Origin of the sequence: Streptomyces sp. WM6386, from assembly GCF_000972385.1 — a bacterium.
Taxonomy (GTDB): domain Bacteria; phylum Actinomycetota; class Actinomycetes; order Streptomycetales; family Streptomycetaceae; genus Streptomyces.
Map to the genome: position 1 here is coordinate 55,465 of NZ_JXTE01000018.1, position 21,908 is coordinate 77,372.

A 21,908-nucleotide genomic window follows, 5' to 3' on the forward strand; every position below is an offset into this window, starting at 1 on the left:
GGGCCGACGCTAGGCGGCATTGATCACCGGACGGGCGTCTTCCGTCGAAGGGAGTTCGTGTACCGCCCGGGCGTGACCCCCACCAACTTCCTGAAGTGCCGGGTGAGATGGGACTGGTCGAAGAAGCCGGTGGAGCCGGCCACCTCACTCGGCCGCACCCCGTCGAGCAGCAGACGCCGGGCGCGGTCGACGCGGCGGGAGTTGAGGTACTGGTGCGGGGCTATGCCGTAGGCGGCGCTGAACGCCCGCACCAGATGGGCGGGATGCGCGTGCACCAGCGCGGCGGCCTCGTCGAGGGCGATCCCCTCGACCACCCGCTCGTCGAGGAGCTCGCGCAGCCGGCGGGCGAGGGCGGGGTCGGCGCGCGGGACGTCGGTGACCAGACGCGGCCGCAGCTGAGCGGTGAGCCGTTCCCCGATGAACGTCAGCCTGCTCGCGGCCTCCAGCTCGTCGCCGGGATGGTCCAGGGCGTGGTGCAACTGCCCGACGCGCTGCCGCAGCAGGGGGTCCCGCAGATCGGGGGTGTCGACGGCGGACCCGACGAGATCCTCGCCCAGCAGCGAGGTGTCGAGATAGACGACCCGCTTGCGGAAACCGTCCGGCGTGACGGGGGAGCCGTTGTGCGGGACGTGCGGCGGCAGCAGGGACACCGTGTCGTGCGGGGTGCCGTGCTCGTGCCGGTCGAGGTCGTACCGTACGGCCCCGTCGTCCACGATCAGCAGCGTCCACGCGTCATGGACGTGCATCGGGTATTCGTACCCGGTGAAGTGCGCGTGGAAGACCTCCACGACGCCCGGGACGGCGGGGCGCCACGCGGAGACGGTCTGCCGGGTGGCCATGCAAAGAACGTACAAGACGGTGTCGTACGACGTTCGACAGTCTCAGTGCATGAGCGACGAAGCACCCATCCGGTTCGACACCAAGATCGCCGTCCTGCTGCGGGAGGACCTGGAGCCGTGGCAGCGGCTGAACGTCACCGCGTTCCTTGTCAGCGGCCTTGGCACGGTGGTTCCCGAGGTGGTCGGGGAGCCGTACGAGGACGCCGACGGGGTGGTCTATCTGCCGATGTTCCGGCAGCCGGTGATGGTTTTCGAGGGGACGAAGGAGACGTTGACGGCGGCGCATGCGCGTGCGCTGTCCCGGGGGTTGCCGTGCGCGGTGTTCACGGGCGATCTGTTCTCGACGGGGAACGACCGGGACAACCGGGCGGCGGTGCGGGCCGTGGGGACGGGGGAGCTGGATGTGGTGGGGATTGCGGTCTATGGGGCGCGGAACGGGGTGGACAAGGTGGTGAAGGGGGCGCGGATGCATCCTTGAGGGGGCGGGTCAGGGGGTGCGCTTCTTCGGGGTGGGTTTGCGCTGGAGGGACGCCCTGAGTTTCTGTGCTTCGAATTTCCGGCCCTGGGCTTCGAGGGTCTCTGCCAGGTTGCGTGTGACGGCCGCGTAGAGCCAGTGGTCGCGGCCCAGGGTTTTCTGCACTTGCGTCCTCGTGTCTCTCAGGAGCTGCTGGGCCTCGACGTACCGCCCCAGGTGGGCGAGCACACCGCCGAGGCTGTCGGCCGTATTGAGGGCGTCGGGATGGTCGTCGCCCAGTGTGCGCTGCTGCCGTTCCAGCGTGGCGGTCAGCGTGCTATTTGCCTCGTCGTGCCGGCCGAGGCCGTACAGCGTGGTGCCGAGGCCGTGGCCGCTGCGGAGAGTACTCGGATGGTCCTCCCCGAGCACGACCCGTCGCCGCTCCAGAACCTCAGAGACGGCGCGGTGGGCTTCAGGCAATCGGTGGAGCAACCGAAGCGTGGTTGCGAGGTGCTGGGCGGTATCGAGGGTGTCGGGGTGGTCTTCGCCGAGCGAGTGCCGCTGTAGCTCCAGGACCTCGGCGAGGGCGGTGCGCGCTTTCTCCCGCTCACCGATGTCATTCAGCGCGGCGGCCCGGCCGTAGGCGGCACGGAGCATGTCGGGATGGTCCTGGCTCAGGGTGGCTCGACGTCGTTCGTAGAGAGCTTGGTGAAGGACGTACGACTCCTCGTGCCGGCCCAGGCTGCCCAGGGTGACGGCGAGATCGTAAGCCGAGCTGAGTGTGTCGCCGGCATCCCCGCCCAGCACCCGCCGGCGTCGCTCCAGGATGTCTTCGACGAGGGGCAGGGCCTCCGCATACGCTCCCAGGGCGTCCAGAACCCAGGTCACCATGTGGGCGGCACGCAGGGTGTCGGGGTCGTCCTTTCCCAGCGAGACGGACCACGTCTTGTGCAGCGTCCCGGCGAGGTTGCGGGCCGCGTGGGGCTGGGCGCTGCGTACGAGGTAGCGGGCAGTGCTCAACAACGTGGGGCGTAGCTCGGCGCGAGCGACTACGGCGGGCAGTACCGCCGTCAGATGTGGGGTGAGGGACGCCCAGCGCGGCCAAGTCCCGGGCCGCTCGGGCGTACCAGGATCGGCGGCGGTCAGCAGGGCTGCCAGATCATCCTGAACGGCGTCCACGACCTCGCCGTAGGTAGTCTCCCGTACCACCGCCTGCGTAAGCCGATGCACCTGAAACACATCCGACCCCACGACGGCCAGCCCGTACCGCCCAAGAGGTTCCAGGGCGCTTTCCGGCCAGAAGATGTCCTCCGCGTCCTCCGGCACACTCGCCAGCGACCCACGCGCCGTGACCAGCCACGACGTGGGAATCGGTTCGGGCCCCAGAAACGCAGCGAGGCGAAGCACCGCGACCGCCCCCGGATGGTCCGCCTCCAGGCGTTCCGCGGCGATCGTGACGGTGGCGGCCAGTGACACCGGATAGTCGGGCACATTGCTGCGCCCCAGCAGCTGCGCGGTGTTCGTCCTGAGCAGCCCCAGATACCGGTCCGCCGGAATCCCACCCCGCATCACCCCCGCCGCCTGCGCCAGCGCGAGCGGCAGGTCGCCCAGGGCCTCGGCCAGCGCGTCCGCCTGATCGTCGGTCAGGGCCAGCAGCTGACCCCTGAGGTACGCCACCGACTCCCCCCGGCTGAATACCCCCAGCGGCAGCCCCGGCACGATCCCGCTCCACGCCGGATTGCGGGCGGTGATCAGCACATGCCCGCCGCCCTCCGGCAGCCAACTCCGCAGCTGATCCGGATCCTCCGCGTTGTCCAGGATGATCAGCCAGCGGTCCCGGGTGCGCAGATACTCCATGGCGTACCGGGCGTTGAACTCGACGCCCGCCTCCGGCTTGGCCACGTCCACGCGTGCGGCGAGTTCGGCGTAGCGGGCCACGACCTGCTCGCTCTGTTCGGCGTCGACCCACCAGACGAGGTCGTACTCGTCGGCGTACCGGTAGGCGTACTCCAGTGCCACCAGCGTCTTGCCGATTCCGCCCGTGCCACGCAAGGCCTGCACCGCGGCCTGGCGCTCGGCGAGCAGTTTGGCGCGGACCTCGTCGATGACGGCTTCACGTCCGGTGAAGTGCGGGTTGCGCCGCCGGTCGCGTACGTCCCACACCGCGGGGCCGCCGCCGGTGCGGGACGGGAACGGCGGCTGGGGGCCGTGCGGGGCGGGCGGCGCGGACGGTGCGGCGGCGCCGGGGAAGGCCGGCGGTCGAGTGGGCCGCGCCGGCCCCCGTACGGCGTCGAGGAGGGCCTTGAGGGCATCCGGCTCGCTCAGTCCGTGCAGGTCCTTGCGGAGCCGGGGCGCGAGGATCGCCGGCAACTGGCCGTCCTCCAGGGGCTCGACGACCAGCGGGACGTAGCGGCCCCGCCGGGCGATCGCGGAGGTCCACTCCTCCTCGGTGTACCGCCCCGCCTCGAAGTAGCGCGGGGAGAAGACGGCGACGACGGCGCAGGCCTGGTCGAGCGCCCTGCTCATCTTCGTCACGAAGTCGTCGCCGGTACGCCAGTGCCAGCGGTCCAGCACCACCTGGTAGCCGTTCTCCTGGAGGTGCCAGGCCACCCATTCCGCCCAGGCGCTGTCCGGACCGGCGTAGCTGATGAAGATCGGCTCGGAACTGTCGGACATGCCCGTCTCCCACCCCAGCGGCCCCGGCGGCCCCCCGCGACTTCCTGTATACCGCCGTCAAACGCGTCTCCGCCCGGCGTAGGGAAAAGTCGACGGACGGGGGATGCCAGGTCAGGACCGGTGGCGGGGCCGGGCGGTGGCCGGGATCAGGCCGCGCTGACTTCGGGCTTGGCAGCGAGGGGCGGCTCGGCAGGCAGGGGATTCTCGGCGGGCAGCCGCCGCATCAGCACGCTGTAGCCCACCGCGGCCAGCGTGCCGACGACCGCGCACAGCCCCCACAGCCACTCCGCGCCGTAGTGGTCGATGATCAGGCCGGACATCAGCGGGGCGACGAGCGAGGCGACGGCCCAGGACAGGGTGTACATGCCCTGGTAGCGGCCGCGGCCGTGCACGGGGGAGAGACGGACGACCAGGCTGGTCTGGGTGGGGGCGTTGACGATCTCGGCGAGGGTCCAGACGCAGACGGTGAGGGCGAAGACGCCGATGGAGCCGGCGAAGGCGGTGAGCCCGAAGCCGTATCCGGCGAGCAGGGACGAGATGACGAGCAGCCGGCGCGGATCGCGGTGCTGGATGTACCGGGTGACCGGGATCTGCAGCGCGACGATGAGGATGCCGTTGACGGCGATCGCCATGCCGTAGTCGGCGGGTGTGAACCCGGCCTCGCCCATCGCCACCGGCAGTCCGACCGCGCCCTGCTGGAAGACGAGGGCGATGAGGAAGGACAGGGCGACGACACCCATGTAGCGCCTGTCGCGGAGCACGGTGCCGAGCCCGACCTCGTTGTCCGCCGCCTTCTCGGTGGGGGTGCGTTCGGGCCGTGACTCGGGCAGCTTCAGGAAGACCACAATCGCGCAGGCGGCCGTCATGCCGGCCTCGAGGAGGAAGCCGGCGAGGTAGCTGAACTCGGCGATGAACCCGGCGGCCATGGAGGAGATGGCGAAACCGAGGTTGATCGCCCAGTAGTTGAGCGAGAAGGCGCGCACCCGGTCCTCGGGCCGCACGATGTCGGCCATCATCGCCTGCACGGCGGGCCGTGACGCGTTGCTCGTCATACCGACGAGGAAGGCGACGGCGGCGATGGCGACCGGGTGGTGCATGAAGCCGAGCAGTGCGACGGAGGCGGCGGTGGAGGTCTGGGCGATGAGCAGCGTGGGCCGCCGCCCCAGCCGGTCGGTCATGACACCGGCGCCGACGGACGAGACGACACCGCCCAGCCCGTGCAGGGAGGCGACGAGACCGGCGAAGGCGGCGGAGTACCCGCGGTCGAGCGTGAGGTAGAGCGCCATGAAGGTGGCGACGAAGGCACCGAGCCGGTTGACGAGGGTGCTGGTCCACAGCCACCAGAACTCGCGGGGGAGCCCGGAGACGGATTCCCTCAGGGCACGTCTCAAGGTGGCTGGTGACATGGCGGGTCCCCCGGATGATGTAAGTGTCCCTAGTGGCAACGGCAACTTACAATCGGCGTGCTCGGGAGGACCACTCAATTAACAGATCCCGTCAACCGTTCGCCTGCCGTCCGCCTGCCGAGCGGAGGCACAAGCGATCGAGTCGGTGGATTACGCTCATACGCATGGCCGACGCACCGTACAAGCTGATCCTCCTCCGCCACGGCGAGAGCGAGTGGAACGCGAAGAACCTGTTCACCGGCTGGGTGGACGTGAACCTGAACGAGAAGGGCGAGAAGGAGGCAGTCCGCGGTGGCGAGCTCCTGAAGGACGCCGATCTCCTCCCCGACGTGGTCCACACGTCCCTCCAGAAGCGCGCCATCCGTACGGCACAGCTCGCGCTGGAGTCCGCGGACCGCCACTGGATCCCGGTCCACCGCTCGTGGCGCCTGAACGAGCGTCACTACGGCGCCCTCCAGGGCAAGGACAAGGCGCAGACCCTCGCGGAGTTCGGTGAGGAGCAGTTCATGCTCTGGCGCCGCTCCTACGACACTCCGCCGCCCGCGCTCGAGGACGGCACGGAGTACTCCCAGTCGGACGACCCGCGCTACGCGACGATCCCCCCGGAGCTCCGCCCGAGGACGGAGTGCCTCAAGGACGTCGTGACGCGCATGCTCCCGTACTGGTACGACGGCATCGTCCCCGACCTCCTCGCGGGCCGCACGGTCCTGGTCGCGGCCCACGGCAACTCCCTCCGCGCCCTCGTCAAGCACCTCGACGGCATCTCCGACGCCGACATCGCGGGCCTGAACATCCCCACGGGCATCCCGCTGTCCTACGAACTCGACGCCGCCTTCAAGCCCCTCAACCCGGGCGGCACCTACCTCGACCCCGACGCGGCCGCGGCGGCCATCGAGGCGGTCAAGAACCAGGGCAAGAAGAAGTAGAGTTAGTGATCATGCCTCCCACCTGCGCATACGGCGCGGGTGGGAGGCATTTTCGTGCTCTGGAACCTCTCTGGAACCTCAGCCCTCGTGATCTTGTGGCCTGAGTGCCCTGCCGAGGGCCTTACGGGCCCGGTCCCGACTGCTCGGCATGAGGTGCGCGTACACCTTCAGCGTCAGCCCCGGATCGGAGTGCCCGAGGTACTCGGCAAGAGCCTTGATGCTCTCTCCGGCGTCCAGGAGCACGGAGGCGTAGAAGTGCCGGAGCGCGTGCATGCCGTGCTCGCGGGCGGCGGCGTGCTCGCGGCTCTTGGCCTTCGGGATGACGCCTGCCTTCGCGAGAGAGGGCTTCCAGTGGTCCTCGTTCAGCGACGTGCGCCAGACGTGCCCGCCGTTCGGGCCCGTGAAGATGAGCCGCTTCGTCACGGGCTGCCCGTTGGCCCGCATCCACGGCAGAGTGATCTCTACTGGCGGGAAGCGCTTGATGTGCTCCTGTAGTGCCTCTGCGACGGGATCGGGAAGCGGTACGTCACGGAGCTTGCCGCCCTTCGGCGGAGAGAACACGGCCTTGCTCAGGCTCAGCTTGAGTTGCTGCACCACGTGCACGGTGCAGCTGTCGAAGTCGATGTCATCGACGGACAGCCCGAGGATCTCGCCTTGCCGTAGGCCGCACCCCGCACCGACGTCGACCATGGGCCGGAAGCGCTCGACCATGGCGGCGCGTACGGCGAAGACGTGCTCAGGCTCCCAGGGGACGACGCGGCGGGTGCCCATGGCCGGCGGGGTCACCGTGCGCGAGTGGCAGGGGTTCCGGCGTAGGCATCCGTCCTCCACGGCGGCGGAGAGCACGGCGCGGACGTTGGAGAAGATGACGCGGGCGTACGAGCCGGACATGCCGGTCTCTTCGGGCCCGTACCGATCGTGCGGTCGTCGCTGAGGGCCGCAATGGCGTGAGTCCCGTCTCAACGCGACTCACGGCCAACGGGAAGGTGCTGAGACGGGATGAGTCGGGACTCAGCTCATTGCAAACGTCATCGGGGAGTGACTGGCGGGATGGCTTTTCAGAGGGGGCAGGTGCGCGGTACGCACGGCCATCCCCCCGCTGAAGAGCCTCGGGACGACTTCCAGAGCGGGGAGAGGCCCGGTGACGCGCGCTCACGTCTGCCGCCTGCCCCTGGAAGGCGCCGCTCGCGAGAAGAGACCACCCCGCCCCGCCGGGGGAGGGTGGCCTCTTCTCGCGAGCGGCGCCGCAGTCCGAGCTGGTGCCCAGCCCCGCCGGTAGCCGACGCGCGAGCGGAGCGAGCGCCAAGGGATGCGCGGCCGTAGGCCGCTCCTCATTGGGTTTGTTCCGATGCGGCGGCGGAAGGATGCCGACATGCCCAAGCCGAAGAGCTTTACAGCGTGGTTGAAGACCCATGCCGACCAGCACAACGCCATCGGGGATCTCGCTCGGGACGTCTCCGCTGATCCAGACTGGCCCTCAGGCAAGGGACGGCAGGGCCAACTTGACTACCTTGAAGAGTGCGGCGCCATCGATGCGGCTATCGAGACGCTCGAACGTGCCTGGACTCAGTACGAGGCGTACAGGGCGGCCCAGAGCGATGCCTGAGCTTCGGGAAGCCTGATGCCCCCTGGCGGGCGCCTCGGACGATAGCAGCACGAGCCGCCCCTCGGGAGCCCGTATCGGGCCGTTTCTGGGGTCTGCGAGGATCGGCCGCTATCCGCTAACGCCCTGGCCACGTGCGGTTTTGGTCGCTATCAGGGTCGCTATCGTTAGCGACCCCTGCCGCTATCGAAAGCGGCTCAGGTGTAAGGGGTGCCCGCTATCAGTGCCGCTAACGTTAGCGGGTCTAAGGACTCACGGTGAGGCTCGGACGGCCCGCCGCTCCGCACAAGCAAGAGGAGCACGCCTGGCGCGGGTGCTCCTCTTGCTTGTGCAGGCGGGCCAGCCCGGTAGGGGTCCGCAGTGCGGGCGCAGGGAGCCGCGTCAGTCGCGGATTCGAGGAGTTCCGCGGATGGCCCTCTATCAGGGTCTAAGGCAGGAAGACCCAGGTGTAGACGGAGCCTGCGAGAGCGCCCCCAGCACTCAGGTACATCAGCCATTTGGTGATGTCGGGGCGCGGCAGGGTCGCCCGGTTCGCAACCTCGCGTTGATGTAGCCGGAGCGCCTCCGTTGCTAGCGCGTTGGCAAGACGGTCCTGTAGTTCGGCGATGGCGTCGGAAGCGAGCGCGGCCGACCGGTGCAGCCGTGTGCCTTCCTGCTCAACTGCAATCAAGATCGGCGCCGTCAGCAAGCATAGGAAGCCAGCCAAGCCGTACAGCTTCGCCTGGATCGCGGCACCGTACGCCGCTCCCACAATCGCCAGGAACAGCACGAGCGTCTGAAGCAGGGTCAATGCTCGGCTCCGTCGGTTCTCGTACCAACGCCATGCATGGTCAAGTGCGATAGCCAGCGTCTCGCGCTCCCCCTCGGTCACCCGCCACACGATCCCAGACAGTGAGGGAGCGGTCCACAGGCTCGGGAGGGGGTTGATTACTGCCATCGCGTTGGCCGGAGGGGCTCCGGAGCTGGGACCTGTCTGGAACCTCCGAGGTCAACCAACAACGACCGACAACGACCACCAACGACCGCCCGACCGCAGGTCAGTTGAGGTGTGCACCCCGCTGACCAGCCCCAAAAACCGGGCGGTCGAAACCAGGGCAAGAAGAAGTAGGCCGTACGAATCAAGCCCCCTGCCCGCGGCCTTCCCGCAGGCAGGGGGCTTGTCTCTGGGCCGGGGCCCTGCAGTGACCCGCGATGCGGACCCCGCGTGCAGGGCCCGGGTTCCGCTTCACACCCGCACCCGTCTCACCTTCGCCCCGCCGGGCGCAGGCAAGGAGTCCGTCAACCCCCGGACAATTCCCTGACCGCACACCCACCCCGCCCACTACCGTGCGCCCCATGCGACGCATGTGGTGGGCGGTCGGCGGCGGGTTCGCCGCGGTGGCACTGACGGTGGGCGGGTGGCTCGTGGCCGCGGACAAGGGGTATCCGTTCGCGGACGCGCGGGCCTGCGAGGGCAGCGATGTGCCGTTGGAGGTGGAGCTCGACGTCGTGGGCCTGCCGATGCCGACCGGTGCGCGGGACATCCACTACGTCACCCACCCCACCGTCGGATCCGGGGACGTCGAGCTGGCCGTCGCCTTCCGCAGCACCGCGAAGGCGATGCGTGCCTACCTCGAACAGAACAAGATCGTGACGAGCGGGTTCACCCACCTCGCCGACGGCCGTTTCCTCACCGGCGACGTCGGCACACCTCCCGCCTACCTGGGCCTGTGCGGCGGCGTCCCCCCGATCCACGCGCCCGCCGTCCTCGTCGAGCAGCAACGCGCCGACTTCGGCGGAGATCCGGAGACCGTCGACATCGCCCTGCAGACGAACCCCGGCGACATCAGCACCCTCCGGCCCACCACCGAGGTCCTCCTCACGGTCACCCGAACCCCGGGCACCTGACCCGCACACCCGAGCCCGCACCCCCCTGCCCGCCCACGCGAAGGGCCCCGGCGCGATCACCGGGGCCCTCACCGTCGTACGACAAGAAGCGCGACGTCAGCCGCACTGGCACGGATTGCCCGACTGGCACCCGCACCCGCAGCCCGAGCCGCAGCCGCACGCGCCTATCAGCATCAGGTTCCTGATCTCGGCGGGCTGCTCGGTCGGGCGTTCCTGCGTGGGGTCGGGCGTGGGGGTGCTGGGGGATTCGGTCATGGGTCCCTCCTCGAGGCAAGGGTCTGACTCTCGGCACAGACCCTGTCCCCATTGCATGCCCGCCCACGAGGTCGCATCAACGGCGCACTGAGGCTTGCGCGCGCCCCGAACAGGCCGCGCACACCCCGGTTGGACCAGGAGTCAGGCCGCCGCAGCCCCGGTTCGACCAGGAGCCAGGCCCCCGCACACCCCCGAGAGGCCTAAAGCTCAGGCCCCCTCCACCCCCGTCGCCGGCTGGATGTCCGCCTGCAGATCGTCCGCGTGCTCACCCGTCACCAGGAACACCACTCGCTTGGCCACCGACACCGCGTGGTCGGCGAACCGCTCGTAGTAGCGGCCCAGCAGGGTGACATCCACCGCCGTCTCGATGCCGTGCTTCCAGCGGTCGTCCAGCAGGTGCTGGAAGAGGGTGCGGTGCAGGAGGTCCATCTCGTCGTCGTCCTGCTCCAGCTGGAGCGCCAGGTCGACGTCCTTGGTGATGATGACCTCCGCCGCCTTCGCCATCAGACGCTGGGCGAGCTGGCCCATCTCCAGGATCGTGGCGTGCAGGTCGTGCGGGATGGCACGCTCCGGGAAGCGCAGCCGGGCGAGCTTCGCCACGTGCTGGGCGAGGTCGCCCGAGCGCTCCAGGTCCGCCGACATCCGCAGGGAGGTGACGACGATACGGAGGTCCGTGGCCACCGGCTGCTGCCTGGCCAGCAGGGCTATGGCCCGCGCCTCCAGCTCGTGCTGGAGGTCGTCCACCTTCTGGTCGGCCTCGATGACACTCTCGGCCAGCTTCAGGTCGGAGTCGAGAATGGACGTCGTGGCGCGCCCGATCGCCGACCCCACCAGCCGGGCCATCTCCACCAGACCGTCGCCGATCGAGTCAAGTTCCTCGTGGTACGCGTCCCGCATCAGGGATCCCTCTCTTACGTCTGCCTCGGGGGTTCCGGGGGCCAGAACCAGCCACCGGAAACATCCGACGACCGGCGCTGTGAACCCCACGCTCCCACGTTCGGCCCTGTACGCGTCGATTTCCGTCACCCCAAATGAACCAACACTGGCTCCAAGGTGAACTCTGGGCGACGAGTGTTCGAGCTCGCACCTCGAAGGCTGTGGCCAGGAGCGATCCCGTGCCTAACCTGGATGCATGGACGTGAACGCGGCGGTCGCCGCAGTGGCAGCGATCGCCGGAGCACTTACCGGCGTGATCGCCATGCTGGCGTTCCGCTTCAGCGAGCGGGAACAGAAGCGACCCACCCGTACCTCGCTGCACACCGACCCGGTGCTCCCGCCGGGCGTGGACACCGTCCTGTCCGTCCTCCGCTCCTCCGCCGTCGTCCTCGACGAGGCCGACGGGGTCGTCAAGGCCAGCTCGGCCGCCTACGCCCTCGGCCTGGTCCGCGGCGGCAAACTCGCCGTCGAGCCCATGCTGCAGATGGCCCGCGACACCAGGAGAGACGGAGAGATACGACAGGTCGAACTGGATCTGCCGAGAAGGGGAACCGGACGCGGCGAGGCCCTCGCGGTCTCCGCCCGTGTCGCCCCCCTCGGCTCGCGGCTGGTCCTCCTCCTGGTCGAGGACCTCACCGAGGCCCGCCGCATCGAGGCGGTACGCCGTGACTTCGTCGCGAACGTCAGCCACGAGCTCAAGACCCCGGTCGGCGCCCTCTCCCTGCTGTCCGAGGCCGTCATGGACGCCTCCGACGACCCCGAGGCGGTGACGCGCTTCGCCGGCCGTATGCAGATAGAGGCGACCCGGCTCACCAACCTGGTCCAGGAGCTCATCGACCTCTCCCGGGTCCAGAACGACGACCCCCTGGAGGACGCCGAACCCGTCCGGATCGACGAACTCGTCGCCGAGGCCATCGACCGCTGCCGCCACCAGGCCGGCGCCAAGCAGATCACCATGGCTGCGAGTGTGGGGGTGCCCGGAGGGCTCGATCAGGGTGGTGGTGGGCGACGGGCTGGCGGCACCGCCGACCTCAGGATCTGGGGCAACCGCGGCCAGCTCGCCGCCGCCCTCGGCAACCTCGTCGAGAACGCCGTGAACTACTCCCCGGCCCGCACCCGCGTCGGCATAGCCGCCCGCCGGGTGACCGCGCCCGGCGGAGACCTCATCGAGATCGCCGTGACCGACCAGGGCATAGGCATCTCCGACAAGGACAAGGAGCGCATCTTCGAGCGCTTCTACCGCGTCGACCCGGCCCGCTCCCGTGCCACCGGCGGCACGGGCCTGGGCCTGGCGATCGTCAAGCACGTGGCCGCCTCCCATGCCGGGGAGGTCACGGTGTGGAGCTCGGAGGGACAAGGCTCCACGTTCACCCTGCGGCTGCCGGAGGCGGGGGCTGCCCGCGACCGCGCACATCACCCGGCCGACCTCGATGACGAGGACGGACCCGACCCATCCCCGTACGAACCGCTTCCCGCCCCGGAGGTCCTTCCGTGACCCGAGTGCTTGTCGTCGAGGACGAGGAGTCCTTCTCCGACGCCCTGTCGTACATGCTCCGCAAGGAGGGCTTCGAGGTCGCGGTCGCGACCACGGGGCCCGACGGACTCGACGAGTTCGAGCGCAACGGCGCCGACCTCGTCCTCCTCGACCTGATGCTGCCCGGCCTGCCGGGCACCGAGGTCTGCCGTCAGCTGCGCGGCCGCTCCAACGTGCCCGTCATCATGGTCACCGCCAAGGACAGCGAGATCGACAAGGTCGTCGGCCTGGAAATAGGAGCCGATGACTACGTCACCAAGCCCTTCTCGTCCCGCGAACTGGTCGCCCGTATCCGGGCCGTCCTGCGCCGCCGCGGCGAGCCCGAGGAGGTCAGCCCGGCCGCGCTGGAGGCCGGCCCGGTCCGGATGGACGTGGACCGTCACGTGGTCACGGTCTCCGGCTCCAAGATCGACCTGCCCCTCAAGGAGTTCGACCTGCTGGAGATGCTCCTGCGCAACGCGGGCCGCGTCCTGACCCGCATGCAGCTCATCGACCGCGTCTGGGGCGCCGACTACGTCGGCGACACCAAGACCCTCGACGTCCACGTCAAGCGCCTGCGCGCCAAGATCGAACCGGACCCGGGCGCGCCCAGGTATCTGGTGACGGTCAGGGGCCTCGGCTACAAGTTCGAGCCGTAGACCGACCCGGCTGGTGAGCCGACGGACGGAGTCCGGCGCAGCACTCCGAAGCCCCGCGTAGCGGTGCGAGGGGTGCGTCGAGGATGGTGCTCGAACCGGACCCGGGCGCACCGCGGTACCTGGTGACGGTCAGGGGCCTGGGCTACAAGTTCGAGCCGTAAGCCGTAAGCCGTACGACGACGAAAGGGCGGGGCCTCCGGAGAGGTCCCGCCCTTTCGTCTACGACGAGACAGCCGTCGTACGACTGCTCAGTGCCCGGCGGCAGCGCTCTCGGTCGCCGTGGCGGATGCCGATGCCGCGTCGGTCGCGGTCTCCGTCGCCGAAGGCGAGTCCGTGCCGGTGGCCGACTCGGTCGGGGAGGGCGAGGTGCTCTCGCCCGTGCCCGGCGCCTCGGGCATCTCGGTGGGGCCCCACTTCTCGAAGAAGCTCTTGGCCGGCACCACGAAGGCCCGCAGGCTCACCGCACCGGTCTTGCTGAAGGTGAAGGTGATCTTCTGCGCGTTGCCGTCCTGGACCGCCTCACGGCTGCTGGGCAGGACCGCGGAGGCGTTGCCCTGGCCGCCGAGGACGAGGTAGCCGCCGGCCGGGACGGTCAGCTTGCCCTTCCCCTTGGCGGCGGCGAGCTCGGCGGTCTTGCCGGCGTCGTCCACGGTGACCGAGTCCAGCGTCTCGGCGGTGGGGCCGCTGTTGAACAGGGTCGCGGAGATCACGGCCGGACCTGTCGACTCCAGGTCGGGCTGGGTGATGACGACGACGTTCTGGATCTTGATGTCACCGACGGAGGTGGCCGCGTTGTCCGGCTTGATCTCCAGGGTCTGGGCGTTGTTGCCGGCCGCACACGCGGAGAGCGAGGCGATCGAGAACGCGATGGCGGCGGCCGCGAGGGCACCGCGTCGAAGGCTGCTGCTCACGGCGGCGGCAACTCCTTGACTCGAACGGGGGCGCATAAAGCCGCCCTAAGTGTCTGTCAGCGGCCTTAGGTTACCGAGCCGTTCCCGCGTCACCGCACCCGACCCTCCCCAACGGGCCGTCTTCCGCACCGCAGGGGCTAGTCACCACCCCCCACAAGTGACTCACGAGTCACTTTGAGCCCACACTCGTCCGCCATTCACATAAGAGTCCTCCACACCCGCTCGCAAATCTTCCGTGAAGGAAATCGCCATCGCCCACGAAATTGATCACGGGCTGATCCGGAGGGTGCTCACGATTGTGAGTGATCAATTCCGGAAACGGCGCGGAAGCGACTCCGGGCACCGAACGGAGTAGCGGAAGTCGCACACCTGGAACCAGACATATGGGGACGTTCGTCTACGCTGGAGGGCCTCCGGATGTGTGTAACGTACGCGTTTCACCTCCCCCGGAGAGCCGCTCCGACCTGCGAATACCTTCTTCCGCTCGGCCTCCGCAGCACGTTCCTGTTGTTGTTGTCAAGCCCCGAGATATGCCCTGACCTGCGAAAACGCCATTCAGAACCCGCAGTTTCCGTGTTACCCTGGATAGCCACGGAAGGGGTACCTGTCACATGACGTTCAAGGTTGGCGACACCGTGGTCTATCCCCATCACGGGGCCGCGCTGATCGAGGCTATCGAAACTCGCCAGATCAAAGGCGTGGACAAGACCTACTTGGTGCTGAAGGTCGCCCAGGGTGACCTGACGGTACGTGTGCCAGCGGACAATGCGGAGTTCGTCGGCGTGCGTGATGTGGTCGGTCAGGACGGGCTGGACCGGGTCTTCGAGGTGCTGCGCGCGCCGTACGCCGAGGAGCCCACGAACTGGTCGCGTCGTTACAAGGCAAATCTGGAGAAGCTCGCCTCCGGCGATGTCATCAAGGTCGCGGAAGTCGTGCGTGACCTGTGGCGTCGTGAGCGTGAGCGCGGACTTTCCGCAGGTGAGAAGCGCATGCTCGCCAAGGCCCGCCAGATCCTGGTGAGCGAGCTCGCCCTCGCGGAGAACACGAACGAGGACAAGGCCGAGGCCCTGCTCGACGAGGTCCTCGCGTCCTGACGACGCACGCTGCCGCCAGGTTCGGCTCAGCACATTGCCGCGTCCTCTGAATGAGAGAAACGCTGCAAAGAAATGCCGCGGTGCCCGATGACGTAACCATTGTCGCCGGGCGCTGCGGCATGTTCACGCCCGGACACTGATTCCGTCCTGCACGGGCCGACTCTGCCCCGGCGCTCACATCTTCGGGGGCGAGCCCCGATACTTGGCGTGCCGGGCCCGGGCAGCAGGCTCGACCGGTGTCACGGAAGGGTCCGGTCAAGACGTCGCGCCCGGCACGCTGTCTGGCCTACCCACCTTGGCCGAGCACACAAACCTGACAGGAACCGATGTCTGACGATTCGCGCCCTTCGCGCGCCGAAGTCCGCACGGCGGTCGTGATTCCGGCCGCCGGCCGGGGCGTACGACTCGGCCCGGGCGCCCCCAAGGCGCTCCGCGCGCTGAACGGCACCCCCATGCTGATCCACGCGGTCCGTGCGATGGCCGCCTCCCGCGCGGTCTCCCTGGTCGTCGTCGTGGCACCGCCCGACGGCGCCGCCGAGGTCAAGAGTCTCCTCGACGCCCACGCCCTCCCCGAGCGCACCGACTTCCTGGTCGTCCCCGGCGGCAAGGAACGCCAGGACTCCGTGAAGCTCGGCCTGGACGCGCTGCCGCCGGACTACGACATCGTCCTCGTCCACGACGCCGCCCGCCCGCTGGTCCCCGTGGACACGGTGGACGCGGTCATCGAGGCCGTACGCGAGGGCGCCACGGCCGTCGTGCCCGCACTGCCCCTCGCCGACACGGTGAAGGAGGTCGAGCCGGCCACGGTCCCGGGCGACCCCGAGCCCGTCGTCGCCACCCCGGAGCGCGCCCGCCTCCGCGCCGTCCAGACGCCCCAGGGCTTCGACCGCGCGACCCTGATCCGCGCCCACGAGACGGTCACCGACAACGTCACCGACGACGCGAGCATGATCGAGCAGCTCGGCGCGACGGTCGTGGTCGTCCCCGGCCACGAGGAGGCCTTCAAGGTCACCCGCCCCCTGGACCTGGTCCTCGCGGAGGCGGTCCTGGCGCGCAGGAGGCTCAACGATGGCTTCTGACGCGTTTGCCGGGATGCCGCTGCCGCAGGTCGGCATCGGTACCGACATCCACGCCTTCGAAGCGGGCCGCGAGCTGTGGTGCGCCGGACTGAAGTGGGAGGGCGAGGGCCCGGGCCTGGCCGGCCACTCCGACGCGGACGTCGTCGCCCACGCCGCGTGCAACGCGCTGTTCTCGGCGGCGGGCCTCGGTGACCTGGGGCAGCACTTCGGCACGGGGCGCCCCGAGTGGTCGGGTGCATCCGGGATCACCTTGCTGACGGAGGCGGCCCGGATCGTGAACTCCGCGGGCTTCCGGATCGGCAACATCGCCGTACAGGTCGTAGGACCGCGCCCGAAGATCGGCAAGCGCCGCGACGAGGCCCAGAAGATCCTCTCGGAGGCGGCGGGAGCACCGGTGTCGGTGTCGGGCGCGACCACGGACGGGCTGGGGTTCCCCGGCCGCGACGAGGGCCTCATGGCGATCGCCACGGCGCTGGTCGTACGGGTCGGCTGACCGACAACGTCACGAATACGTCCCCTTGAGCAGAACGCGCGCAAGGCACTACCCGGGGCCCACTACCCTGGTCTCGTGACTATTCGGCTGTACGACACCAGCGCCCGGCAGATCCGTGATTTCACCCCGCTCATGCCGGGTTGTGTCTCGATCTACCTCTGTGGTGCCACCGTGCAGGCCGCACCGCACATCGGGCACATCCGGTCCGGTCTGAACTTCGACATCATGCGCCGCTGGTTCGAGTACCGCGGCTACGAGGTCACGTTCATCCGCAATGTCACCGACATCGACGACAAGATCATCGCCAAGTCGCACGACCAGGGCCGCCCCTGGTGGTCCATCGGCTACGAGAACGAGCGGGCGTTCAACGACGGCTACCAGGCCCTCGGCTGCCTCCCGCCGACGTACGAGCCGCGTGCCACCGGCCACGTCCCCGAGATGATCGAGATGATGCGCGGCCTCATCGAGCGCGGTCACGCCTACGAGTCGGACGGCAACGTCTACTTCGACGTGCGCTCCTTCCCGGGCTACCTCCAGCTGTCCAACCAGGAGCTGGACAATCTGCTCCAGCCCGCCGCGGACGGCGAGACCGGCAAGCGCGACCCCCGTGACTTCGCGCTGTGGAAGGCGACCAAGCCGGGCGAGCCCGACTGGGAGACCCCGTGGGGCCGTGGCCGCCCCGGCTGGCACCTGGAGTGCTCGGCCATGGCCCACAAGTACCTCGGTTCCGCCTTCGACATCCACGGCGGCGGCCTCGACCTGATCTTCCCGCACCACGAGAACGAGATCGCCCAGGCCAAGGCCTACGGCGACGACTTCGCCGCGTACTGGGTGCACAACGCCTGGGTCACCATGAGCGGCGAGAAGATGTCGAAGTCGCTCGGCAACAGCGTCCTCGTCTCCGAGATGGTCAAGACGTGGCGCCCGATCGTCCTGCGCTACTACCTCGGCACCCCGCACTACCGCTCGATGATCGAGTACAGCGAGGAGGCCCTGCGCGAGGCCGAATCGGCGTTCGCGCGCATCGAGGGCTTCGTTCAGCGCGTCGTCGAGAAGGCCGGCACCGTCGAGCCCTCCGCCGAGGTCCCGCCCGCCTTCGCCGAGGCCATGGACGACGACCTGGGCGTCCCGCAGGCACTGGCCGTCGTCCACACCACGGTCCGCCAGGGCAACAGCGCGCTGGCCGCCGACGACAAGGAAGCCGCCGTGGCCCGCCTCGCCGAGGTCCGCGCCATGCTCGGCGTCCTCGGCCTCGACCCGCTCGACGCCCACTGGGCCGGCGAGGAGAGCCGCGGCGAAGACCTGCACGGCGTGGTCGACAGCCTCGTACGACTCGTCCTCGACCAGCGCGAGTCGGCCCGTGGCCGCAAGGACTGGGCCACCGCGGACGCCATCCGCGACCAGCTCAACCAGTCGGGCCTGTCCATCGAGGACGGCCCCCAGGGACCGCGCTGGACCCTCGGTCCGCGCTAGCCCGCTTTCTTGATCGATTGTGCCGCCCGGCCCTCCGGGCGGCACACTGCATAGACATACGTATTACTTCCGTGGAGAACAGGTAGGTCATGGCTGCGAACAACCGCCGCATGTCCGGCAAGAAGGGCGCGCAGGTCGGCAGTGGCGGCCAGCGACGCAAGGGTCTCGAGGGCAAGGGTCCGACGCCGCCCGCCGAGATGCGCAAGAAGCACAAGGCGAACCGCATCGCGAACGCCAAGGCGAAGCAGGCCGCGCGCCGTCCCACGCCGCGTGGCCGGGGTGGCAAGGGCACGTCCGAGATGGTCGTGGGCCGCAACCCCGTCGTCGAGGCGCTGCGCGAGGGCGTGCCCGCGATGACGCTGTACGTCCAGCAGTTCATCGACAACGACGAGCGGGTGCGCGAGGCGCTCCAGCTCGTGGCCGAGCGCGGTGGCATCAACCTCATGGAGGCCCCCCGCCCCGAGCTCGACCGTATGACCAACGGGCTCAACCACCAGGGCCTGGTCCTCCAGGTCCCGCCGTACGAGTACGCCCACCCCGAGGACCTCGCCAACGCCGCCTACGACCACGGCGAGGACCCGCTGATCGTGGCGCTGGACGGCGTCACCGACCCGCGCAACCTGGGCGCAGTCGTCCGCTCGGTGTCGGCCTTCGGCGGCCACGGTGTCGTCGTGCCCGAGCGCCGCGCGGCCGGCATGACCGCCGGTGCCTGGAAGACGTCCGCCGGTACGGCCGCCCGTACGCCCGTCGCCCGCGCCACCAACCTGACGCGCGCCCTGGAGGCGTACCAGAAGGCCGGCATCGCCGTCGTCGGTCTCGCCGCCGACGGAGAGCACGAGATCGGCGACCTGGAGGCCCTCGGCGGCCCGGTCGTCATCGTCGTCGGCAGCGAGGGCAAGGGCCTGTCCCGGCTGGTCGGCGAGACGTGCGACTTCCGGGTACGGATCCCGATGCCGGGCGGCGCGGAGTCGCTGAACGCCGGTGTGGCAGCGGGTGTCGTGCTGTATGAGGCGGCTCGTCGGCGGGCCTGAACAGGGGTCCGCAGCGTCACCCGTACGGGGGAATTCCGCCTCCGTTCGGGCGATGCGGGCAAGCTTGACGCTGTCCGGACACATCCGGGCAGTCAAAGCAGTGTCCTAAACACACGTCACTCGGTTAGATGAGTGTGGACACCAGAACACCCCGCACACCCACGGGGGACCGCTCGTCGGGATTCGATTCCGGATTCGACGACGCTCCCGCGCTGAGCATGGTGAAGGTGCCGAGCGATCCGGCGCAGGTCATCGTCAATCACGCCAGCTTTCGCGTGCAGTTGGGCGCGTCGACGAGACGTGCTGCCCAATCCCCGCGGATCGCACGGCACTTGAGCGCCGCCGAGGACACCGCCCGGATGCCCGCCGTGGGAACCACGGCCACCGGTGCGGCCCGCCGCCGCCCCGTCGTCTGGAGCGGCAAGTCCGCCCCGGACGACACCGGCGCCCACCGCCTGCTCCAGGCCGTGCGCGGCGGCGGCGTCCGCCCGGTCGACGAGCCCTCCGCCGACGCCGGAGCCACCCAGGTCATCCCCCGAATCGACGTCTACGACGACGAGTTGGCCCAGACCGTCGAAACCCCCGTCGTCGGCGCCCAGCGCACCTACGACGGCGACGAACCCCGCCTCCTGCCCGACATGCGGACCGCCGGCAGCGCCTACGACGAGGAACTCGCCTACGGGGACGAGGAGTTCGAGGACACGGCGCGATCCGGTGACACCGGCACGCCCCGGCGCCACGGCGTCGACCCCGCGCGGCACGCCTACTACCCGGGCCGCCGCATGAACCTGGGCGTCGTCCTCCTCCCGTTGCGCATCTTCCTCGGCTTCATCTCCATCTACGCCGGCATGGGCAAACTCTGCGACCCCGTCTACTTCGACGGCGGCAAGCGCGGCTCCATGGTCAAGTGGCTCAACACCCTGCACCCCTGGGAAGTCGCCGAACCACTGCGCCAGTTCGCTCTCCAGCACCCCGTCGGCTCCGGCCTCGTCATCGCCTTCCTCCAGGTCATCGTGGGTGTCCTCACGATCCTGGGCTGCTGGCAGCGGGTCGGCGCCGCCGTGGGCGCACTGCTCTCCGCCGCGCTCCTGCTCACCGTCAGCTGGAAGAGCGTCCCCGCCTACGACGCACCCGACATCATCTACCTCGCCGCCTGGTCCCCGCTGATCATCGCCGGCGCCCCCGTCTACTCCATCGACGGACGCCTCGCCGGCAGCGCCTGGCGCCGCCTCGGACCCCGCTCCGACCTCTGGGAACTGCGCCGCTACGTCCTGCGCCGGGGCGCCCTCGTCTCGGCCGTCGTCATCGGGCTCACCCTGCTGATCGGCTCGATGCTCGGCGGCGCCGTCCGCGACGCCGACCGGATCATCGTCCCCGGCCCCGGCGACGCCCCGCGCAACGAACTCCCCGGCTCCCCGCTCCCGCAGGAACCGGGCAAGCGCAAGAAGACCCCGTCCGCCTCCACCTCGCCCACCCAGGGCGCCACGGCGGGCACGGCCAGCCCCTCCGGCGCCGCCACCACCCCGGGCGCCACCAAGGACACCAGCACCACCACCCCCAGCCAGACCCAGGGCACCGGCCAGGCCCCGCCCCAGCAGTCCTCCCCGACCGGAGGCGCCCCCAGCACCAGCTCGGGACCGACCGGCGGCACCGGCTCCACGGGCGGCACCGGCGGCACGACAGGCGGCTCGGACACCGGAGGCTCCTCCGGCGAACCGGGCCTGGTAGGCGGCCTGTTGGGGTAGCTGAGCCGGTGGGAGGCATTCTGGGACAGCAGCCCACCGGCTGACCCGAAGACGCGAAGGGCCCGGCACACACGTGCCGGGCCCTTCCTGCGACGTGACGCTCAGCGCCCCAGCGCCGCCAGCTCCTTCGCCGCCTCGGTCAGATCCTTGGCGGTGTCGATGGCCCGCCAGTACGCACCCTGCGGAATCGGATAGCCGGCAAGCCGCAGCTCCCGCGCCAGATGCGGGAACGTGGTCCGCTCATGGTCCCCCCGCTCCGGCAGCATCGACGCGAACTCCGGGGAGAAGACGTACACACCCGCATTGATCTCGTACGTCGTCGGCGGAGCCTCGATGAAGTCCGTGATGTGCCCGAACCCGTCGGTCTGCACGGCCCCCCACGGAATCCGCGGCCGCGCCAACGCCAGCGTCGCCACCGCGTCGCGCTCGGCGTGGAAGTCCGCCATCTCACGCAGCGAGAACCTGGTCCAGATGTCGCCGTTCGTGGCGTACCAGGGCTGGTCCGGGTGCGGAAGACGCGCCGCCGCGTACTTGAGGCCGCCACCGCGGCCCAGCGGCTCCGTCTCGACGACCGTCGTCACGTTCACGGGCAGATCGGCCGAGTCCAGCCACTTCTGCAGGACGTCGGCGAGATGGCCACAGCTGACCACCACGTCCGTCACGCCCTCCTCGGCGAGCCAGACAAGCTGATGGCCGATGATCGGAGTCCCCGTCCCGGGGATCTCGACCATCGGCTTGGGCCGGTCGTCGGTGTACGGGCGCAGCCGCGAGCCCTGGCCACCTGCCAGGACAACGGCTTGAACGGGGCGGGACGCGGCGTTCGGATCGGTCATGACCGAACTGTACGTGGCGTCCCGCTCGCGGCTTCTGCCGGTAACCGTTTCTTATTCAGCCGTAACCTTCCACAAGCGGAATGAATGCCTCCCCC

At 69.6% G+C, this 21,908-nt stretch carries 20 protein-coding genes and 1 pseudogene; 12 read left to right on the plus strand and 9 right to left on the minus strand.

Annotation, left to right across the window (positions count from 1 at the left end; genetic code table 11):
- Window positions 1-23 precede the first annotated feature (23 nt).
- Entirely contained in the window at window positions 24-839 is an 816-nt protein-coding gene (locus tag TN53_RS13925) for a helix-turn-helix transcriptional regulator (protein ID WP_046258765.1), read from the minus strand.
- Window positions 840-888: 49 nt separating this feature from the next.
- Here TN53_RS13925 and TN53_RS13930 point away from each other — a divergent pair, with 49 nt between their 5' ends.
- Window positions 889-1,317 (plus strand): DUF2000 domain-containing protein, encoded by a 429-nt coding sequence (locus TN53_RS13930; protein WP_095046483.1) that lies wholly within the window; start codon window positions 889-891, stop codon window positions 1,315-1,317.
- A gap of 9 nt (window positions 1,318-1,326) precedes the next feature.
- On the opposite strand, the gene fxsT is transcribed toward TN53_RS13930, so the two are convergent.
- Complete coding sequence (gene fxsT / locus TN53_RS13935; RefSeq protein ID WP_046258766.1) at window positions 1,327-3,969, minus strand: FxSxx-COOH system tetratricopeptide repeat protein; 2,643 nt, start codon at window positions 3,967-3,969, stop codon at window positions 1,327-1,329.
- Window positions 3,970-4,115: 146 nt separating this feature from the next.
- Window positions 4,116-5,375, minus strand: coding sequence for an MDR family MFS transporter (locus TN53_RS13940; RefSeq protein WP_052745198.1), 1,260 nt, complete (start codon window positions 5,373-5,375; stop codon window positions 4,116-4,118).
- A 164-nt stretch (window positions 5,376-5,539) separates the two neighbouring features.
- Between TN53_RS13940 and TN53_RS13945 the strand changes: the two genes are divergently transcribed.
- Complete coding sequence (locus TN53_RS13945) at window positions 5,540-6,301, plus strand: phosphoglyceromutase (RefSeq protein ID WP_046258768.1); 762 nt, start codon at window positions 5,540-5,542, stop codon at window positions 6,299-6,301.
- Window positions 6,302-6,379: 78 nt separating this feature from the next.
- Here TN53_RS13945 and TN53_RS13950 read toward each other — a convergent pair.
- Window positions 6,380-7,204, minus strand: a pseudogene (locus tag TN53_RS13950) (tyrosine-type recombinase/integrase); the annotation flags it as partial.
- Window positions 7,205-7,673: 469 nt separating this feature from the next.
- Here TN53_RS13950 and TN53_RS13955 point away from each other — a divergent pair.
- Window positions 7,674-7,907: a YozE family protein gene (locus TN53_RS13955; RefSeq protein WP_046258820.1), complete on the plus strand. Its 234-nt coding sequence runs from the start codon at window positions 7,674-7,676 to the stop codon at window positions 7,905-7,907.
- Window positions 7,908-8,331: 424 nt separating this feature from the next.
- Here TN53_RS13955 and TN53_RS13960 read toward each other — a convergent pair whose 3' ends face one another.
- The gene (locus TN53_RS13960; RefSeq protein ID WP_159038127.1) at window positions 8,332-8,775 is read right to left on the minus strand and encodes a hypothetical protein; all 444 of its coding nucleotides are present in this window, start codon (window positions 8,773-8,775) and stop codon (window positions 8,332-8,334) included.
- A 464-nt stretch (window positions 8,776-9,239) separates the two neighbouring features.
- Here TN53_RS13960 and TN53_RS44060 point away from each other — a divergent pair, with 464 nt between their 5' ends.
- Complete coding sequence (locus TN53_RS44060; RefSeq protein ID WP_052745199.1) at window positions 9,240-9,791, plus strand: hypothetical protein; 552 nt, start codon at window positions 9,240-9,242, stop codon at window positions 9,789-9,791.
- Between the two features lie 96 nt (window positions 9,792-9,887).
- Here the strand turns inward: TN53_RS44060 and TN53_RS47820 are convergent, their stop codons facing one another.
- Window positions 9,888-10,046, minus strand: a complete 159-nt coding sequence (locus tag TN53_RS47820) for a hypothetical protein (RefSeq protein ID WP_199924569.1) — start codon at window positions 10,044-10,046, stop codon at window positions 9,888-9,890.
- A 207-nt stretch (window positions 10,047-10,253) separates the two neighbouring features.
- On the minus strand, window positions 10,254-10,943 hold the full coding sequence (gene phoU, locus TN53_RS13970) for a phosphate signaling complex protein PhoU (protein ID WP_046258770.1): 690 nt from the start codon (window positions 10,941-10,943) through the stop codon (window positions 10,254-10,256).
- Between the two features lie 235 nt (window positions 10,944-11,178).
- On the opposite strand from phoU, the gene TN53_RS13975 reads away from it, so the two are divergent.
- A complete protein-coding gene (locus TN53_RS13975; RefSeq protein WP_046258771.1) occupies window positions 11,179-12,477 on the plus strand; it encodes a sensor histidine kinase in 1,299 nt (432 codons plus the stop codon).
- The gene (locus TN53_RS13980; protein ID WP_046258772.1) at window positions 12,474-13,154 is read left to right on the plus strand and encodes a response regulator transcription factor; all 681 of its coding nucleotides are present in this window, start codon (window positions 12,474-12,476) and stop codon (window positions 13,152-13,154) included. The genes TN53_RS13975 and TN53_RS13980 overlap by 4 nt, the downstream gene beginning before the upstream one ends.
- Window positions 13,155-13,402: 248 nt before the next feature.
- Here the strand turns inward: TN53_RS13980 and TN53_RS13985 are convergent, their stop codons facing one another.
- Complete coding sequence (locus TN53_RS13985; RefSeq protein WP_046258773.1) at window positions 13,403-14,065, minus strand: hypothetical protein; 663 nt, start codon at window positions 14,063-14,065, stop codon at window positions 13,403-13,405.
- Between the two features lie 611 nt (window positions 14,066-14,676).
- Here TN53_RS13985 and TN53_RS13990 point away from each other — a divergent pair.
- The 6 genes from TN53_RS13990 (at window position 14,677) to TN53_RS14015 (ending at window position 20,980) form a co-directional block, all read left to right on the plus strand.
- Complete coding sequence (locus TN53_RS13990) at window positions 14,677-15,159, plus strand: CarD family transcriptional regulator (protein WP_003953493.1); 483 nt, start codon at window positions 14,677-14,679, stop codon at window positions 15,157-15,159.
- Window positions 15,160-15,485: 326 nt separating this feature from the next.
- Window positions 15,486-16,238: a 2-C-methyl-D-erythritol 4-phosphate cytidylyltransferase gene (gene ispD / locus TN53_RS13995; RefSeq protein WP_046258774.1), complete on the plus strand. Its 753-nt coding sequence runs from the start codon at window positions 15,486-15,488 to the stop codon at window positions 16,236-16,238.
- Window positions 16,228-16,731, plus strand: a complete 504-nt coding sequence (gene ispF / locus TN53_RS14000) for a 2-C-methyl-D-erythritol 2,4-cyclodiphosphate synthase (RefSeq protein WP_046258775.1) — start codon at window positions 16,228-16,230, stop codon at window positions 16,729-16,731. Before ispD ends, ispF begins: the two co-directional genes overlap by 11 nt.
- A gap of 75 nt (window positions 16,732-16,806) precedes the next feature.
- Complete coding sequence (gene cysS / locus TN53_RS14005; RefSeq protein ID WP_046258776.1) at window positions 16,807-18,204, plus strand: cysteine--tRNA ligase; 1,398 nt, start codon at window positions 16,807-16,809, stop codon at window positions 18,202-18,204.
- Between the two features lie 89 nt (window positions 18,205-18,293).
- The gene (gene rlmB / locus TN53_RS14010; RefSeq protein ID WP_046258777.1) at window positions 18,294-19,235 is read left to right on the plus strand and encodes a 23S rRNA (guanosine(2251)-2'-O)-methyltransferase RlmB; all 942 of its coding nucleotides are present in this window, start codon (window positions 18,294-18,296) and stop codon (window positions 19,233-19,235) included.
- A 128-nt stretch (window positions 19,236-19,363) separates the two neighbouring features.
- Window positions 19,364-20,980 carry a DoxX family protein gene (locus tag TN53_RS14015; protein WP_063776247.1) on the plus strand — a complete coding sequence of 539 codons (1,617 nt, stop codon included), beginning with the start codon at window positions 19,364-19,366 and terminating at the stop codon, window positions 20,978-20,980.
- Between the two features lie 101 nt (window positions 20,981-21,081).
- On the opposite strand, the gene TN53_RS14020 is transcribed toward TN53_RS14015, so the two are convergent.
- On the minus strand, window positions 21,082-21,813 hold the full coding sequence (locus tag TN53_RS14020) for a nucleotidyltransferase family protein (protein WP_046258779.1): 732 nt from the start codon (window positions 21,811-21,813) through the stop codon (window positions 21,082-21,084).
- Window positions 21,814-21,908: the final 95 nt, after the last annotated feature.